General features: G+C 67.1%; 14 protein-coding genes. 7 read left to right on the top strand and 7 right to left on the bottom strand.

What is annotated here, in order from left to right; all coding sequences use genetic code 11:
- Nucleotides 1-11: 11 nt before the first annotated feature.
- Together ACSFCA_RS00475 and ACSFCA_RS00470 are read right to left on the bottom strand one after the other, a co-directional pair.
- Nucleotides 12-533, bottom strand: a complete 522-nt coding sequence (locus tag ACSFCA_RS00475; protein ID WP_435458273.1) for a GNAT family N-acetyltransferase — start codon at nt 531-533, stop codon at nt 12-14.
- Between the two features lie 37 nt (nt 534-570).
- The gene (locus ACSFCA_RS00470) at nt 571-1,761 is read right to left on the bottom strand and encodes an MFS transporter (RefSeq protein WP_258354614.1); all 1,191 of its coding nucleotides are present in this window, start codon (nt 1,759-1,761) and stop codon (nt 571-573) included.
- A 94-nt stretch (nt 1,762-1,855) separates the two neighbouring features.
- Here ACSFCA_RS00470 and ACSFCA_RS00465 point away from each other — a divergent pair, with 94 nt between their 5' ends.
- The gene (locus ACSFCA_RS00465; RefSeq protein WP_093056862.1) at nt 1,856-2,818 is read left to right on the top strand and encodes a LysR family transcriptional regulator; all 963 of its coding nucleotides are present in this window, start codon (nt 1,856-1,858) and stop codon (nt 2,816-2,818) included.
- On the opposite strand, the gene ACSFCA_RS00460 is transcribed toward ACSFCA_RS00465, so the two are convergent.
- From ACSFCA_RS00460 to ACSFCA_RS00450, 3 genes are read right to left on the bottom strand one after another with little or no spacing between them, the layout of a single operon-like run.
- Nucleotides 2,767-3,537, bottom strand: a complete 771-nt coding sequence (locus ACSFCA_RS00460) for a fumarylacetoacetate hydrolase family protein (RefSeq protein ID WP_435458272.1) — start codon at nt 3,535-3,537, stop codon at nt 2,767-2,769. The genes ACSFCA_RS00465 and ACSFCA_RS00460 overlap by 52 nt on opposite strands.
- A 55-nt stretch (nt 3,538-3,592) precedes the next feature.
- Entirely contained in the window at nt 3,593-4,570 is a 978-nt protein-coding gene (locus ACSFCA_RS00455) for a Bug family tripartite tricarboxylate transporter substrate binding protein (RefSeq protein WP_093056860.1), read from the bottom strand.
- Nucleotides 4,571-4,630: 60 nt separating this feature from the next.
- On the bottom strand, nt 4,631-5,872 hold the full coding sequence (locus ACSFCA_RS00450) for a pyridoxal-phosphate-dependent aminotransferase family protein (RefSeq protein WP_435458271.1): 1,242 nt from the start codon (nt 5,870-5,872) through the stop codon (nt 4,631-4,633).
- A gap of 121 nt (nt 5,873-5,993) precedes the next feature.
- Here ACSFCA_RS00450 and ACSFCA_RS00445 point away from each other — a divergent pair, with 121 nt between their 5' ends.
- From ACSFCA_RS00445 to ACSFCA_RS00425, 5 genes are all read left to right on the top strand, one after another.
- Nucleotides 5,994-6,686 carry a GntR family transcriptional regulator gene (locus ACSFCA_RS00445; protein WP_435458270.1) on the top strand — a complete coding sequence of 231 codons (693 nt, stop codon included), beginning with the start codon at nt 5,994-5,996 and terminating at the stop codon, nt 6,684-6,686.
- Nucleotides 6,687-6,720: 34 nt separating this feature from the next.
- Nucleotides 6,721-9,798: an FAD-binding and (Fe-S)-binding domain-containing protein gene (locus tag ACSFCA_RS00440; protein ID WP_435458269.1), complete on the top strand. Its 3,078-nt coding sequence runs from the start codon at nt 6,721-6,723 to the stop codon at nt 9,796-9,798.
- 59 nt (nt 9,799-9,857) lie between these two features.
- Nucleotides 9,858-11,087: a YbfB/YjiJ family MFS transporter gene (locus tag ACSFCA_RS00435; RefSeq protein WP_435458268.1), complete on the top strand. Its 1,230-nt coding sequence runs from the start codon at nt 9,858-9,860 to the stop codon at nt 11,085-11,087.
- A complete protein-coding gene (locus tag ACSFCA_RS00430; RefSeq protein WP_435458267.1) occupies nt 11,084-11,620 on the top strand; it encodes a methylated-DNA--[protein]-cysteine S-methyltransferase in 537 nt (178 codons plus the stop codon). The genes ACSFCA_RS00435 and ACSFCA_RS00430 overlap by 4 nt, the downstream gene beginning before the upstream one ends.
- An 84-nt stretch (nt 11,621-11,704) precedes the next feature.
- Nucleotides 11,705-13,930, top strand: a complete 2,226-nt coding sequence (locus ACSFCA_RS00425) for a DNA/RNA non-specific endonuclease (protein ID WP_435458266.1) — start codon at nt 11,705-11,707, stop codon at nt 13,928-13,930.
- 19 nt (nt 13,931-13,949) lie between these two features.
- On the opposite strand, the gene ACSFCA_RS00420 is transcribed toward ACSFCA_RS00425, so the two are convergent.
- Nucleotides 13,950-15,185, bottom strand: a complete 1,236-nt coding sequence (locus ACSFCA_RS00420) for an MFS transporter (RefSeq protein ID WP_435458265.1) — start codon at nt 15,183-15,185, stop codon at nt 13,950-13,952.
- 57 nt (nt 15,186-15,242) lie between these two features.
- A complete protein-coding gene (locus ACSFCA_RS00415; protein WP_435458264.1) occupies nt 15,243-16,181 on the bottom strand; it encodes a LysR family transcriptional regulator in 939 nt (312 codons plus the stop codon).
- 112 nt (nt 16,182-16,293) lie between these two features.
- Here ACSFCA_RS00415 and ACSFCA_RS00410 point away from each other — a divergent pair, with 112 nt between their 5' ends.
- Complete coding sequence (locus ACSFCA_RS00410; protein WP_435458263.1) at nt 16,294-17,151, top strand: NmrA family NAD(P)-binding protein; 858 nt, start codon at nt 16,294-16,296, stop codon at nt 17,149-17,151.
- Nucleotides 17,152-17,155 lie beyond the last annotated feature (4 nt).

Genomic DNA, 17,155 nt, shown 5'->3' with positions numbered 1-17,155 from the left:
CCGGCGGCCGCTCATGGTCGGCCCAGCACGTGGTTCTCGTGGCGGCCTTCGCCCAGTGCGAACCAGGTCGTGCCCTTTCTGGCGAATCCGTGCTTCTCGTAGAAGCGGCACGCCCGCTGGTTCCGGACGTTGACCGTCAGCCATAGGGCGTCGCTGCCCGTCCGGTCGTGGACCGTGGCGCCTGCCTTGTCGAGCAATGCGGAGCCCACGCCCGAGCGGGTGAACGGCTCCTGCACGTAGAGCGTGCAGAGTTCGGTGCTGGCTGGGGGAGCGAGGGCCTGCCGCGCACCGAAGCGCAGGCGCGCATAGCCGACGAGATGGGCATCGGCCTCGGCGACGATCAAGGCGGTGTCTGCGTCGTTCGTCCACGCGATGAACGCGGCCGGCGTGAACTGGTCAAGCACATAGCGCGCGAGCAGGTCGTTCACGCCATCGGTCGCGTAGGTGGTGAGCCAGACCTGGATCGACAACGCTGCCAGCGCAGGAGCGTCGGCGGCGATGGCGGGGCGGGTGATGAGGGGAGCGTTGCGCATGCGGGATTCTGCAATCCCTTCACCGCCCCGGAGAGGATCAGACCCGCGCCGAAGCGCAATCCCCCAGCTCGTTGCGTGGTTCGCGCCGGTCGAGCGATCGGCTCCACAGCGCGATGGCCAGGCCCACCAGCGTGAGCAGCGCCGCCACCCAGCCCAGCGCGCGCAGCCCCGGGCCGTGGTCGATCACCACGCCGCCAACCCAGGCGCCGAGCGCGTTGCCAAGGTTGAAGGCTGCGATGTTCAGGCTCGACGCGAGGTTCTGACCCGCGCCCGAGGCCTTCTCCAGCACCCGCAGCTGCATCGGCGCTACGGTGGCGAACGAGGCCACGCCGAGCAGGCCGACGAACACCACCGCGGTGAACGGCGTGCCGATGGTGAACTGCATCGCGCCGAGTACCACCGCCAGCGTCACCAGCGTGCCAAGCACGGCTGCCATCGGCGCACGGTCGGCCAGCTTGCCGCCGAGGATGTTGCCGACCGCAAGGCCGCCGCCGAACACCAGCAGGATCGGCGACACAGCCGACTCCGAAAGCCCGGTGACCTGCGTGAGCAGCGGCTGGATATACGTGAACACCACGAACACGCCGGCAAAGCCGAGCACCGTCATCGCCAGGCCAAGCAGCACCTGCGGGCGCGCCAGCACGGCGAGCTCTTCGCGCAGCGGCGCAGGCTTTGCCTCGCCCTTGACGCGCGGCACGAACACCGCGAGCACCGTGAAGGCCAGCACGCCGATCAGCGTGACGGCCCAGAAGGCCGAGCGCCAGCCGAACTGCAGGCCCAGCCACGCGCCGGCCGGCACGCCGAGCAGCGTGGCGGCGGTCAGGCCGGTGAACATGATCGCGATGGCCGAGGCGCGGCGTTCGGGTGCCACCAGGCCGGTGGCCACCACCGAGCCGACGCCGAAGAAAGTGCCGTGCGCCAGCGAGGTGATGACGCGCGCGGCCATCAGCATTTCGTAGTTGGGCGCTACGGCGCAGGCGAGATTGCCGAGCGTGAAGATCGCCATGAGCGCCAGCAGCACGGTCTTGCGCGGCAGCTTGCGGGTGGCAATGGTGAGCACCGGCGCGCCGACCGCGACCCCGAGCGCGTAGCCCGAGATCAGCAGGCCGGCGGCCGTGATGGAGACATGAAGATCCGTCGATACCTGCAACAGCAGGCCCATGATGACGAACTCGGTGGTGCCTATACCGAAGGCACCGGCGGTGAGGGCGAGTAGAGCGATTGGCATGATGCCCTGTACTGTGCGGACGAAAGCCTTCGATGACTAGAATGCCGCTGGTACACATACTTGTGATTTGAAGTCACAAATTGGAGAAGCAGCCATGCCGCGCATCGACGTCAACCGCTCCGGCGAGATGGAAGCCTTCGTGCAGGTGGTCGAGTCAGGCGGCTTCTCGGCGGCGGCGCGCCTGCTGGGCATGACGCCCTCGGCCGTGAGCAAGCTGGTGGCGCGGCTCGAACTGCGCCTGGGCATCCAGCTGGTGCACCGCTCCACGCGCAAGCTGCAGCTCACGCCCGAAGGTACGGAGTTCTACGAACGCAGTCTGCGCGTGCTGGCCGACATGGACGAGGCCGAGCGCTGCGCCGCGGCCGGCGCGGCGCCACGTGGGCGGGTGAGCATCAACGCCAGCGTCTCGTTCGGCCACCACAAGCTGGTGCCTCTGGTGCCGCGCCTGCTCGAACTGCATCCGCAGATCACGCTCGACATTGCGCTGACCGACCGCATCGTCGACCTGATGGACGAACGCGCCGACATCGCGATTCGCTGGGGCCAGCTGCCGTCGTCCGACCTCGTGGCGCGGCGGCTTGGCGAAACCAGCCAGGCTATCGTCGCCGCGCCGGACTACCTTGCGAAATACGGCACGCCGCGCACTCCGCAGGAACTGGAGGCACACAACCGTCTTGGCTGGAGTTACCGGCGCAATTCGCCCGACTGGCCGCTGCGTGTCGATGGCCGCATGGTGTGGCTGCCCGTGGCCGGCCCGGTGCGCGCGGGCGATGGTGAAACGCTGCGCCAGCTGGCTATTGCGGGGGCGGGTGTGGCGCGGCTGTCGCTGTATCACATACAGCACGACATCGACGCTGGCCGGCTGGTACCTCTGCTCGATGAATTCAATGCCGGCGAGATCGAGCCGATTCACGCGGTGTACATCGGCAAGGCCGGCACGCTGCCCGCGCGGGTGCGGGCGGTGCTCGACTTTCTGGTGGCTTGCTCGGGCGTGGGGGGCGGGCGCTACACGCTCAAGCGGACAGCGCCGATGCCGGGGAATTCCGCCGTCACCTGATCGCCGCGCCGGCAGGGCAGGATGCCGACCCACGAACCGGTGGTGACCACCGTGCCGGCGGGCACGGTCTGCCCGTGGCGCGTGAGGTGACGCAGCCAGATCGGCAGTAGCCAGGTGGGGTCGGCCAGCGGATGAGTGCCTTCGCGCACCACCGTCTCGGTGTCGCCGACCTTGGCTTCGCAATGCTGCGAGGCCCAGTCGACGGCGGCATAGGGCTTCCACTCGCCGAGCACGAGAGCACCATGCACTTGCGAATCGGCGAGGCGGAGCAGGGCGGGTGTCGAGGCGAGGTCTTGCCAACGCGTGTCGACTACCTCGACGGAGACGGTCATGGCATCGACGAGCGACACGGCGTTCGCGTGATCGAGCTTCGCCGCCTGCGCGGGTGTCACGTCCTGGCCGAGACGCAAGGCGATTTCGGCCTCGATGCCGGGCGTGTTGAACACGAGGTCGCTGAAGTTTGCGGGGCTTTGCCGCACACCGGAAGGCGGCAGCGGCGCATGCGTGAGCGTCGCGCTGCGGGAGCCGCCACCGGATTTCCAGGTGCCCGGTACTGGGCGACCGTCGAACCAGCCGAGTGCGGCCGCGACGGCGTCCTGCACTTCATAGGCTTGCGTGTCGGTTTCGAGCGTGCCGAGCCAGGGCGTGGCGTCGAGGGTGCGGTTGCCGCGGCGTGCGGCAACGAGTGCGTCGGTGAGGGCGGTCTGGGATGGGGTCATTTGCTGGATCTTCTCAGTTTCTGCCGGGGGCATTCGCGTCCCCAACAACGCATGTTCAGCTCTCAACGTGAACGTTGCCGTCCTTAACAACCTTCGCCCACTTCGCAATCTCCGTACTGATGAACTGCCTGAACTTGTCCTGCGAACCACCGCCGTCTTCCGCGCCATAGGTGTCCATTCGCTCCTGCACATCAGGCATCGCCAGCACCGTGTTCACGTCGCGATTCACCTTCTGAGCAATGGAAGCGGGCAGCTTGCCCGGCCCGGCGAGTCCGTACCACGTGGTCGCCTCGAAGCCGGCAAAGCCCTGCTCCTGCATCGTCGGCACGTTCGGATGGCCTTTGGCTCGCTTGGTGCGCGTCTGCGCCACGGCGATGACGCGGCCGTTCTTCACGTGCGGCGTGGCGGCCGTCATGGTCTCGAAGCTGTACTGGATCTGTCCGCCCATCAGGTCCGCCAATAGCGGGCCGCTGCCCTTGTAGGGCACGTGCAGCGCATCGACGCCGCCCTGCAGCTTGAACATCTCCAGCGCCAGGTGCTGCGCCGAGCCCGCGCCGGCCGAGCCGAAGCTGATGGTGCCGGGAGCGGCCTTGCAGGCGGACACGATGTCTTTCACCGTCAGCGCCTTCTGCCCCGGGTTGGCGATCAACAGGTTGGGCGTGACGCCCACCAGTACGATCGGCACGAAGTCGCGCTCCACGTTGTAGCGCAGCTTGGGCTGCAGGCTGGGTGCGAGCGCGTGGCTGTTGATGTGGGCCATCAGCAGCGTGCTGCCGTCGCTCGGCTGCTGCGCCACGTAGTCGGCCGCGAGCACACCGGCCACGCCGCCCTTGTTCTCGACGATGACCTGCTGGCCCCACATGATGGTGAGCTTCTGCGCGACCACGCGGGCCAGCGCATCGGTGCCGCCGCCCGGCGGAAAGCCGACCACGATGCGCACCGGCCCCGAAGGCCATTCCTGCGCGAAGAGCCGGGGCACGCCCAGTGTGGCGGCCGCGGCGCCCGCGGCCTGGATCAACGAACGTCTCTGCATCTTCTTGGTCTCCGTCGTGGGTGGGAATGGTCCGATGCGCGCCGGGGCGGCCCCGCGTGCCTATGCGGCTTTTTGCAGCGCGGCCGGTGCCGTGTGGTTCGCGAAATGGCCCATCGCCGCGTGCACGCCACTGCCGGCCAGCTTGATGCCCGAGAGCTTCATGCCCATCTCGACGCCAGCGACCATCGCTACCAGCGTCAGGTCGTTGCTGTCGCCCAGATGGCCCATACGGAACATGCGGCCCTTGAGCTTGCCCAGGCCGGTGCCCAGCGAAAGATCGAAGCGCTGGTGGATCAGGCGGCGCAGCGCGTCGGCATCGATGCCTTCGGGCGTGATCACGCCGGTGAGTACGGGCGAGTACACAGCCGGGTCGGCGCACTGGATCGGCAGGCCCCACGCATTGACGGCCGCGCGCACGCCGGCGGCCCAACGCTGGTGGCGCGCGAACACGTTGTCGAGCCCTTCGCCGAGGATCATGTCCAGCGATTCAGAAAGGCCGTAGAGCAGGTTGGTGTTGGGCGTGTAGGGCCAGTAGCCGTCCTTGTTCATCTCGACGATCTCGTCCCAGGCCCAGAAGGCGCGCGGCAGCTTCGCGCTCTTTGCGGCCTCGAGCGCTCGCGGCGAAAGCGCGTTGAAGCTGATGCCCGGCGGCAGCATCAGGCCCTTCTGCGAGCCACTGATGGTCACGTCCACGCCCCATTCGTCATGACGGAAATCGGCGCTGGCCAGGCCCGAGATGCTGTCGACCATCAGCAGGGCGGGGTGGCCTGCAGCGTCGATGGCCTTGCGCACCGAGGCGATGTCGGAGGTGACGCCGGTGGAGGTCTCGTTGTGCACCACGCACACGGCCTTGATCTTCTTTTCGGTGTCCTTGCGCAGGCGCGCCTCGATGAGCTCGGCCTGCACACCGCGGCGCCAGCTGGGCGCGTTGGGCAGCTGCGCGTCGGTGCCCGACCACGAGAGGAACTCGGTCGAGAGGCCCAGGCGCGTGGCCATCTTCTGCCACAGCGAGGCGAAGTGGCCGGTCTCGTACATGAGCACGTGGTCGCCGGGGCTCAGCGTGTTGGCGAGCGCGGCCTCCCAGGCGCCAGTGCCCGAGGCGGGGTAGATAGCGACCGGGTGCTTCGTCTTGAACACCTGCTTGATGCCGCCGAGCACCTTCAGGCCCAGCGTGCCGAACTCGGGCCCGCGGTGGTCGATGGTGGGCAGGCTCATGGCCCGCAGGATGCGGTCGGGCACCGGGCTGGGGCCGGGGATCTGGAGGAAGTGGCGGCCGGTGGGATGGATGTCGAGTTGCAGCATGGACTGTCCTTTCGCATTCAGTTTTGCATTCAAAATGCTTTTTTGTTTGATGGTTTACCCTTATTCGCTTGGGTTGTGAGCCTTCTTTTTTGCATTCAAAATGCAATCAAGAGGCAAAGCCATGACAGCCGACATCATCGAAATCTCCAGACTCTCCCTGCACGACCAGGTGGCCGCGCGCCTGCGCACCATGCTGGTCGAAGGGCTCATCGCCCCCGGCGCCAAGCTCAATGAGCGCGAGCTGTGCTTGCAACTGCGCGTGTCGCGCACGCCGCTGCGCGAGGCCATCAAGCTGCTCGCGGCCGAAGGGCTGGTCGACCTGTTGCCCAACCGAGGCGCGGTGGCGGTGAAGCTCACCGAGGCCGACGTGCTCGACACCTTCGAGGTGCTGGCGATGCTCGAAGGCATGTCGGGCGAGCTGGCCGCCAAGCGCATCACCGACGAAGAGCTGGCCGAAGTGCGCGCGCTGCACTACGAAATGCTGGCCTGCTTCTCGCGGCGCGATCTCTCGGGCTACTACCGCCTGAATGCGCGCATCCACACCGCCATCAACGAGGCGGCGGCGAACCCGGTGCTGTCGAACACCTATCGCTCCATCAACGCCCGCGTGCAGTCGCTGCGCTTTCGCACCAACCAGAACGAGACGAAGTGGAAGCACGCCGTCGAAGAGCACGAACAGATGATCGATGCGCTGGTCAAACGCGACGCTGCGGCCATGCGCAAGGTGCTCGTGGCGCACGTGCTGCGCAAGCGCGACACCGTGCTGGAGCTGCTGCGCGCCGGCGAAATCTATCCCTCGGCCAAGTCGAGCTGAGCTTCCCGACCTGCCAAAAGAAAAACACCCCACCATGCGCATCGATCCCGCCAGCCACATGCAGCCAGCCGGAACCGTTCTTCCGCCCAACGACACCTGCGAGCTGCTCGCGCGCCGCCTTCGCTCCGACACACAGGGCGAGGTGCTGTTCGACGACGGTTCGCGCGGGCGCTACGCCACCGATGCGTCGATCTACCAGATCACGCCCGTCGGCGCCTTCGTGCCGACGAACGAGAGCGACATCGCAACCGCCATCGACATCGCCCGCGACCTGAAGGTGCCGGTGCTCGCGCGCGGCGGCGGCACCAGCCAGTGCGGGCAGACGACCGGCGCGGCGCTGGTGATCGACAACAGCAAGCACTTTCGCCGCGTGCTCGACGTGAACGTGGAAGAGGGCACGGCCACGGTCGAGCCCGGCCTCGTGCTCGACCATCTGAACGCGCAACTCAAGCCGCATGGCCTCTGGTATCCGGTGGACGTGTCGACCAGCGCGCAGGCCACGCTGGGCGGCATGGCGGGCAACAACTCCTGCGGCTCGCGCTCCATCGCCTACGGCAACATGGTGCACAACGTGCTGGGTGCGAGTGCATGGTTGTCGAGTGGCGAACTGGTGGAGTTCGGAACGGTCGGCACGATGGGCGTGCGCGCGGCCGGCATCGCGCAGTTCTTGCGTGGGCTGGCGCGCCAGCACCGCGAGCAGATCGCCGAGCACTGGCCCAAGGTGATGCGCCGCGTGGCGGGCTACAACCTCGACATCTTCGACAACCAGAGCGAGCGCCCGTACACGGCAGACGGCAGCGTGAACCTCGCGCACCTGCTGATCGGCTCTGAAGGCACGCTGGCCTACACGAAGAGCCTGAAGCTCAAGCTCGCGCCGCTGCCGCGCGCCAAGGTGCTGGGCATCGTCAACTTCCCGACCTTCCATGCCGCGATGGATGCGGCGCAGCACATCGTGAAGCTGGGGCCGACGGCGGTGGAGCTGGTCGACCGCACGATGATCGAGCTGAGCCTTGCCAACCCGGCCTTCAAGCCGACGGTCGAGACTGCGTTGATCGGCAAGCCGGCGGCCATCCTGCTGGTGGAGTTTTCCGGTTCCGACAAGGCCGCGCTGTTGCCGCAGCTCAAGCAGCTCGTCGAACTGATGGGCGACCTGGGCCTGCCCGGCAGCGTGGTCGAGATGCCCGACGACGCTCGGCAGAAGAACCTGTGGGAAGTGCGCAAGGCCGGCCTCAACATCATGATGAGCCTGAAGGGCGACGGTAAACCCGTGAGCTTCATCGAAGACTGCGCCGTGCCGCTCGAACATCTGGCCGAATACACCGACGCGCTGACCGAAGTGTTCGCCAGGCATGGCAGCCGCGGCACCTGGTACGCGCATGCCTCGGTCGGTACGCTGCACGTGCGGCCGATTCTCGACATGCGCGCGGATGGCGCCGCCAAGATGCGCTCCATTGCCGAAGAGGCGGGCGCGCTGGTGCGCAAGTACAAGGGCGCGTTCAGCGGAGAGCACGGCGACGGCCTGTGCCGCGGCGAGTGGATCGAATGGCAGTTCGGCCCGGCCATCAACGAGGCATTCCGCTCCATCAAGCGCAAGCTCGACCCGATCGGCCTGTTCAACCCCGGCAAGATCATCGACCCGCCGCGCATGGACGATGGCGCGCTGTTCCGCTTCGCGCCGCCGACCGCGCCCAAGCCCTACCGCCGCATCGAGCTCAAGCCCGTGCTCGACTGGTCGGGTTGGAACGTCAACGCCGACCCGGTCACCGAAGTGACGACCGCGCCCGGCACCGGCGGCGACAGCACCGGCGGCCTCGCCAAGGCCGTGGAGATGTGCAACAACAACGGCCACTGCAGAAAGTTCGATGCCGGCACCATGTGCCCCAGCTACCGCGTGACGCGTGACGAGCAGCATCTGACACGCGGCCGCGCCAATACGCTGCGCCTGGCGCTGTCGGGCCAGTTGGGTCCCGACGCCTTCACCAGCGAGGCCATGCACGACACCATGGACCTGTGCGTCGGCTGCAAGGGCTGCAAGCGCGATTGCCCCACCGGCGTGGACATGGCGAAGATGAAGGTCGAGTTTCTCGACCACTACAAGAAGCGCCACGGCCACACGCTGAAAGACAGGCTCGTGGCGAACCTGCCCGACTACGCCCACAAGGCCAGCCGTATGCCGTGGCTGCTGAACCTGCGCAACAGCGTGCCCGGCGCCGCATGGCTCGGCGAGAAGCTGCTGGGCTTTTCAGCCAAGCGCTCGCTGCCCGAATGGCGCAGCGACACCTTCTGGCGCGGCAAGGCCAACGAGCCCGGCCCGTTCGTCGAGCGCGACGTGGTGCTGTCGATTGCGCGGCGCGGCGGCAAGGCGGCAGTGCTGTTCGTCGACACCTTCAACGGCACCTTCGAGAGCGAGAACGCCTTTGCGGCAGCGCGCGTGCTGCAGGCTGCGGGCTATGTGCTGCATACGGTCGAGAAGCGCGGCGGGCACCACTGCTGCGGACGCACCTTCCTGGCGAGCGGCATGGTCGACGAGGCCAAGAAGAAGGCCGAGGCGCTGATCGACGCGCTGGTACCGCTGGCGCGGGCCGGCGTACCCATCGTCGGGCTGGAACCCTCGTGCCTGCTCACGCTGCGCGACGAAACGCTGGTGATGGGCTTCGGCGAAAAGGCCGAGATGGTGGCGAAGCACGCGCTGCTGTTCGAGGAGTTCATCGCGCGAGAGATCAAGCTGGGCCGCTTCGAGCTGGCGCTGAAGCCGGCCGCGGCACCGATCCTGCTGCACGGACACTGCCACCAGAAGGCCTTCGGCGCGGTGAGCCCGGTGATGGAAGTGCTGAAGCTCATTCCCGGCGCGCAGCCCGAACTCATCGAAAGCTCGTGCTGCGGCATGGCCGGCAGCTTCGGCTACGAGGCCAGCCATTTCGAGGTGTCGATGAAGATGGCCGAAGCCAGCCTGCTGCCGGCCATCCGCGCGAAGCCCGGCGCCATCGTGGTGGCCGACGGCACCAGTTGCCGCCACCAGATCGAGGATGGTGCGCAGCGCGAAGCGGTGCATGTGGCGGTGCTGCTGGAGCGGCATCTGCTGCACGCCGACCCGATGCCTGACGCGGGTTGACCGGGCGGGCGCGGGCAGGGCGGCGGCGCCTGCCGCAAAATGGCCAGCCGCCCGCACCCATGTCGACAACGCTCACTTCTTCTGCCGCCCCTGCGCAGCCCACGCTGCGCCTTGCATTCGCGCTGTCGATGGGCGCGGCGGTTTCGCTCGGCATCACCCGCTTTGCATATGCGCTGCTGCTGCCGCCCATGCGTGCGGACCTGGGCTGGAGCTATGCGCTGGCCGGCGGCATGAACACGGCCAACGCAGTCGGCTACCTGGTCGGTGCGCTGATCACGCCGATGCTGATGCGGCGCTTCGGCACGACGCGGCTGCTGGTGGTCGGCGCGGTGCTGGCCAGTGTGTTCATGGCGGGCAGCGGCTTTGTGACCGATGCGCCGGCCTTGCTGCTGCAGCGCCTGCTGGCCGGGGTGGCCAGCGCATGGGTGTTCGTGGCGGGCGGGTTGCTCGCAGCGCGACTCGGCGAGGCGGGGTCTTCGCGCGGCGGACTGCTGCTCGGCATCTACTACGGCGGCACCGGCTTCGGCATCCTGCTGTCCGCGCTGCTCGTGCCGCAGGTGTTGCGTGCAGCATCGGGCGTGCCGCACGGATGGGCCTGGGCGTGGTGGGCGCTGGCGTTGGCGAGTGCAGCGGCCACCTGCCTGCTGGCGTGGGCTGGCCGCGCGATACCTGACAGGCCGGCGCCAACGGCAGCTGCCGCTTCGACGGACCCTGCGCCGCCGGTCGCACTGCATCGCTTCGGCTGGGCCCTCGCGGGCTATGCCTTGTTCGGCATGGGCTACATCGGCTACATGACTTTCGTGATCGCGCTGCTGCGCGAGCAGGGCGCGAGCGCTTCTTTCGTCACGCTGTTCTATTCCTTGCTGGGCATTGCCTGCGTGGCGTCGTCGCAGCTGTGGGCCGGGTTGCTCGACCGCTACCGCGGCGGGCAGCCACAGGCGCTGCTGAACGGGCTGCTCGGAGTGGCCACGCTGCTGCCGGTGCTGAGCGCGTCGGCGCCGGTGGCGCTGGTTTCAGGCGTGCTGTTCGGCGGGGTGTTCCTGTCGGTGGTGGCTTCGACCACTGCGCTGGTGCGCCACAACCTGCCGCCTTCGCGCTGGGCCCAGGGCATCAGCATGTTCACCATCATTTTTGCGCTGGGGCAGATCGTCGGGCCGACTGTCACCGGCTGGATTTCCGACGGCCCCGGTGGGCTTGCGCGCGGGCTGGTGGCTTCGGCGATGGCCCTCTGGCTCGGCGCTGTGCTGGCGTCGCGCCAGCATTCGCTGGCACAGGAGACTTCGTCATGACGGGCTTTGCCTTGTTCGAAACTTCCATTGGCATGTGCGCCCTGGCATGGGGACCGCGCGGATTGGTAGGCGTGCAACTGCCCGCCGACAATGGCGAGGCGGCCACTCGGGCGCGCATGAAGCAACGCTTTCCAGACCTGAGCGAAAGCCCGCCGAGCGAGGCGGCGCAACGTGCCATCACCGCTATCCAGGGCCTGCTGCAGGGCGTGCGCGACGACCTGAGCCACATCGAACTCGACATGCGCGACGTGTCGGAGTTTCACCAGCGCATCTATGCGATCGCCCGGCGCATCCCGCCAGGACTGACGCGCACCTACGGCGAGATCGCCGAAGAACTGGGCGACAAGAGCCTGTCGCGCGCCGTGGGCCAAGCCATGGGCCACAACCCGTTCGCGCCCGTGGTGCCGTGCCACCGCGTGCTGGCCGCGGGCAACAAGCCAGGCGGCTTCTCGGCCGGCGGCGGCGCGCTGACCAAGCTGCGCATGCTCGACATCGAAGACGCGCGGCCCAACGGAATGGCGTCGCTTTTCTAGTACGTACGGCATCCCTCGAATGGGGGATGTAGAAGCGCCAGCAAACACGCACAGTTGCAACCCTCACGGGACGAGGGGGCGCACGTGCAACTTTGGCTTGAGCAAATCGAGAAGGCGCGGGAGCGAAGCGAAGGCATCGACCTGCGATCTCTTGCCGACTATGCGAGAGACAAGACCCCGCGCGAACTGAGCACGCCGAAGCAGCTCGATGACCGCAGGAGCTTCTTGCGTGAAAGCCTGGGCGACGAAGAGAAGTCTGCCGTCGCGTATGAGCGCATCATCTCCGGCAGCGAGATACAGGACGTCAACTACCTGGCACGCGGCGCGCGAGCCGCAAAGGCGGTCAGCCGCATCCTGATCAGGGACACGGCAGGGCGGCTCGTGGCCTATGGCACCGGATTCCTGATAGCGCCGAACGTGCTCATCACGAACAACCACGTTCTGCCATCCATCGAGTCCTGTCGCCGCTCGGAAGCCCAGTTCGAATTCGAACTCGACATCGACGGCGCCGCACTCAACCCCACCACTTACAGCCTTCAGGCGCAGGAACTCTTCTTCACTTCGAAGGACCTCGACTTCACCGTCGTGGCTGTCACCTCCAGCTCGACAGTGGGAGATGGGCAGCTCGAACACTATGGGTTCCTGCCGCTCGTAGGCGCCACCGGCAAGGCATCGGACGGTGAGTGGCTCACCATCATCCAGCACCCCAACGGCGACCGCAAACAGGTGTGCGTGCGCGAGAACAAGCTTCTCAAACGCACGGACGACGTGCTCTGGTACTCGACCGACACGCTCGGGGGATCTTCAGGCTCCCCCGTTTTCAGCAACGACTGGTATGTCGTCGCGCTCCACCACAGCGGCGTACCGGAAGAAAGAGACGGCCGTACGCAAACCATCTCAGGCCGCGACTACGACCCCGCAAAAGACGGCGAGCAGGACATCAAGTGGATTGCCAACGAGGGCATCCGTATTTCCCGCATCGTCGAAACGCTTCATGCAGCCCTGCCCGCGCATTCATTGCTCCAGCCAGTCTTCGGTGCCACGCCGGAGAACTCGCGGCTGATGCTTCCTTCCGTTGACCTGCTGCAGTCAACGGCGACCCATGCTGCCGGGAGCTTGCCGCTTCCCGGTCCGCTCATTCAACAAACCTCAACCCGGAAGACGACCATGAACGACATGCAATCTGGTGGAAGAAGGACCCTCACGGTGACGCTCGGCATCGAATCGGATGGAAGCGTCTCCGTCCTCCGATCCGGTCCCGCCGCCCGTGAGTCGCAAAGCGTTTTCGAAGAAGCCGCACGTGCCAAGGCGAAGAAACCAGCCCCCGCCATCGACGTGCCCTTCAATGCGAAGTACGACGATCGCAAAGGCTTCGAAGCCGGGTTCCTCGCGCCGGGCAAGCCCGAGATGTCGGTGCATCTGCCGCTGCTTGGCAAGGCTCTTGCGAAGGAGACGGTAGAACTGGTCGACGGCCCCCCGGGCGAGAACGTGCTGAACTATCACGGCTACAGCCTCGTGATGCACAAGGCGAGGCGGCTGGCGCTCTACTCGGCAGCCAACGTCGACTTCAGCGGCCGGTTCGAGCTGGCCCGGCCGGCGGACGTGTGGAGGCAGGATCCACGGATTCCCGCAAGCGCACAGCTGACCAACTTCTACTACGAGAACAACCAGTTCGACCGGGGCCATCTGACGCGCCGCGAGGACATGGAATACGGAGCAACCCGGCTGGCCGCGCTCACCACTGCGGCAGATACCTGCCATTGGAGCAACTGCACGCCACAGCATTCCAAGTTCAATCAGAACAAGGAGCTCTGGCAGGGCATCGAACGCCACATCTTCGAGGACGCGATCAAGCTCGACAAGTTCAGGGCGCAGGTCATCACGGGCCCCATCCTCGAAGAAAGCGACCCGGTCTGGGACAAGTACCCGAAGATCCAGTACCCGGTTCGCTTCTGGAAAGTCGTCGCGGCGATCACGGCAAGCGGCAAGCTGTTTGCCACGGCCTACATCCTCGATCAGTCCGGCGTGATCGAAGAATTTGGCATCGAGGCTGCACGCGAGATTCCTTTCGATGCCTACAAGACCTTCCAGGTCCAGATCAATGAAGTCGAGCGGCTCACCGGACTCAGCTTCACGGGCGGTCCGGTCAAGAGGGTGTTCTCGCTTTCCACTGTCGATCCGCTCGCCAAGAAGCCTGTAAGGAAGCCCACCAGAGTTCGTGCGCAGGAGTCCGCTCTGGTTGACGCACCGGATGGCTGGCTGCCGCTCGACTCTCTGGAGTCGATGGTGCTTCCCGACCTTCAGGAGTAGACGAAGCTTCAGCGGCGGCTCAGATGGCCGGCACCGGCAACCGGTGCAGCCCCGCGATGCGCGACGCGAAGATGATCGCGGCCTGCAAAACGAACCCGGCCAGCGCCAGCAGCAGGCACGCCGGCTCACCCCAGGCCGCACCGACCAGGCCGCCGAGTGCCGCGCCGATGGGCCGTGCTCCCGCATTGATCGTGAGGAACACGGCCGACACCCGGCCCAGCATGGTCGAAGCCGTCACGCTCTGACGCAGCGTGGTCGAGGTGATGACCCAGACCATCGGCCCCGCGCCGAACAGGAAGAACGAGAGCGCGGCCAACGCGGCGGTCGGCACCAGGAGCGTGGCTGCCATCGTCGCCGCTGCCACAACCGCGACCGCGGGGCCGACCTGAATCGCGCGGCCGAATGGCAAGCGCGCCACAACGCGTGGCGTGAGCAGCGCACCAACGACCATGCCCGCGCCGTACATCGCCAGCGTGAAGCCGACCGCCTGCGCGCCCAGGCCGAGCACTCGCACCGCATAGGGCACGTACCCGGCCTGCAGCACGAACCACGAGATGTTGAAGACGGCGCCGGTCATCAGCATCGGGCGCAGCATGTCGTGTTGCCAGACGAAGCGCGCGCCGTCGCGCACTTCGAGCAGCGGATGCCTCCCGGAGGCGGGTGCGCGCGGTGCTTCGGTCAAGCGCAGCAGCAGGCCCACGGCCGCCACCGACAGCACTGCTGCCAGCACGAACGCAGCAGGAGCGCCGGCCCATGCCACCAGTGCACCCGCGAGCGCGGGGCCGGCGGTGAACGCAGCGCTGCGCGCCAGTTCGAGCCGCCCGTTGGCCAGTGCCAGTGCCTCGCGTGGCACGAGCGCCGGCACCAGCGCGGGCGCTGCAACGCTGAAGCCAACGGTGCCGACAGCACCCAGGAAACCGAGCACAGCCAGCCAGCCGATGCTGAGCTTCGACGCGAACAGCATCGCCAGCAGCACCAGCAGCGAGACTGCTCGCAGCCCCTCGGCCCACACCATCAAACGCCGCCGCGACATGCGATCCGCGAGCAGGCCCATGGGCATCGAGACCAGCAGGAAGGGCAGCGTCTGCACTGCCGCGAGAAAACCGATTTCGCCCGGCCCTGCGCCGAGTGCCAGCACGGCGACCAGCGGCACGGCCGCAAGGCTCAGTTGTTCGGCGGACTGCGCGGCGAGGTTGGACCACGCGAGGTTCAGGAAGGAACGGGGGAGCGGTGTTGTGAGTGTTGTATGGGGCATGCCCTCATCGTGCGATCGGAGGACCCATGTCGCTGGCCGTTTCCGGACGCGCGAGCATCAGCGCCGAGGCTTCGGCTTCGATGCAGGCGAAGGCGCGGGCGAGACGACCTCCATCACGAAATCGATGAACGCGCGCACCTTCGCAGCCGGCAGGTGGCGCGACGGATAGAGCGCATAGAGCGGAAGCCGCTCATCGGGCCAATCAGGAAACAGATCGACAAGCTCGCCGCCGTCGAGTTGCTGTTGAATGCCCACGGCCTTGATCTGCGCCACGCAGATACCGGCGAGGACCGTCTCCAGCACGGTGCCCGGGTCGGTAAGCAGCAGGCGTCCGGTGGCTGGCACCTTCACGAGCTTGCGTCCGCGCTGGAACTCCCACGAATAGGGCTGCCCCGTGGCCGGGTTGCGCACCTGCAGACAGGCATGGCCGACGAGATCTGCCGGCTTGGCAGGGTGGCCGTGCCGCGCCAGGTAGGCCGGCGTGGCCACTGTGACTACGCGCGAGTCCATCAGCTTGCGGGCCACCAGCGACGACGACGGCGGCTCGCCGAAGCGCACGGCGATGTCGAAGCCCTCGGCCACCAGGTCGCCGAGCTGGTCGCGCGCGATCAGCTCCAACGTGAGCTCGGGGTACAGCGCAAGAAAGCGCGGCAGGTGCCGTGCCAGCAGCAGGCGCGAGGTGAAGGCATCGGTGTTGACGCGCAGGCGCCCGCGCACCGCGCCGGATGCGCCTGAAGCGATGGTCACTGCGTCCTCGATGCCGAGCACCAGCGGATTGATGTTGGCGTAGAGCAGCCGGCCCTCGTCGGTGAGGTTCAGCGAGCGGGTCGTGCGGTCGAACAGCCGCACGCCGATGCGCCCCTCGAGCCGGGCGATGGCGCGGCTCACACCGGAGGGCGTGAGGCCGAGTGCGTTGGCGGCGCTGGCGAAGCTGCCGCCTTCGACCACGGCGGCCAGCACGCTGACGTTGGAGAGAAGGCGTCCGTCGAGAGTCATTTTCTTATTCGTGATCAGTTGTCATGAATGATATGCCTTGAGGTCGCTTTACTCAAAGATGAAGCGTTTCTACGATTCGCTCCATCGCAATCAAGTGAAGAAAGAAAGTCTCATGTACGCAATCACCGGAATCACGGGCCAGGTCGGCGGCGCTGTCGCGCGCGCCTTGCTGGCCCAGGGCAAACCCGTTCGCGCGGTCGTTCGTGACGAAGCGAAGGGCCGTGCCTGGGCCGAGCTCGGCTGCGAGGTCGCCATCGCCGCAATGGATGATGCCGCGGCGCTGTCGCGCGCCTTCGCGGGCACGGCCGGCGTCTTCGTGCTGCCGCCGCCGAACTTCGATCCCGAGCCAGGGTTTCCCGAAGCCAGGGCCGAGAACGCCGCGGTGCGCCAGGCGCTCGACACCGCCCGGCCGCCGCGCGTGGTGTGCCTGTCGACCGTCGGCGCGCAGGCCGCGCAGCCCAATCTGCTGAGCCAGCGCACGCTGATGGAAGAAGCGCTGCGCACGCTGCCGTTCCCGGTCACCTTCCTGCGGCCCGCATGGTTCCTGGAAAACCTGCGCTGGGACATTGCTCAGGCCCGCGAGCAGGGTGTGCTGTCGAGCTACCTGCAGCCGCTGGAGCGGGCCGTGCCGATGGTGGCCACGGCGGATGTGGGCAGCGTTGCCGCCGAACTCCTGCTGCAGGACGGCGAGGCGCCGCGCATCGTCGAGCTCGAAGGCCCCGAGCGGCTGACGCAGCACGCAATTGCAGCGGCGCTCTCGCAGGTGCTGGGCCGCCCGGTGCACGCGGAGGTGGTGCCGCGCGAGATCTGGGGTGCCATCTTCCGCGCGCAGGGCATGCGCGACCCGGTGCCGCGCATCCAGATGCTCGACGGCTTCAACGAAGGATGGATTCGCTTCGAGGGAACCGATGCGAGCGTGCGCAAGGGCAAGGTGGGCGTGGCGGAGGTGATCCGCTCGCTGATCGGCTGATCGG

It is taken from the genome of Variovorax multivorans, assembly GCF_051216835.1.
Taxonomy (GTDB): domain Bacteria; phylum Pseudomonadota; class Gammaproteobacteria; order Burkholderiales; family Burkholderiaceae_C; genus Variovorax.
This window is presented reverse-complemented; position numbering and strand designations above follow the sequence as displayed.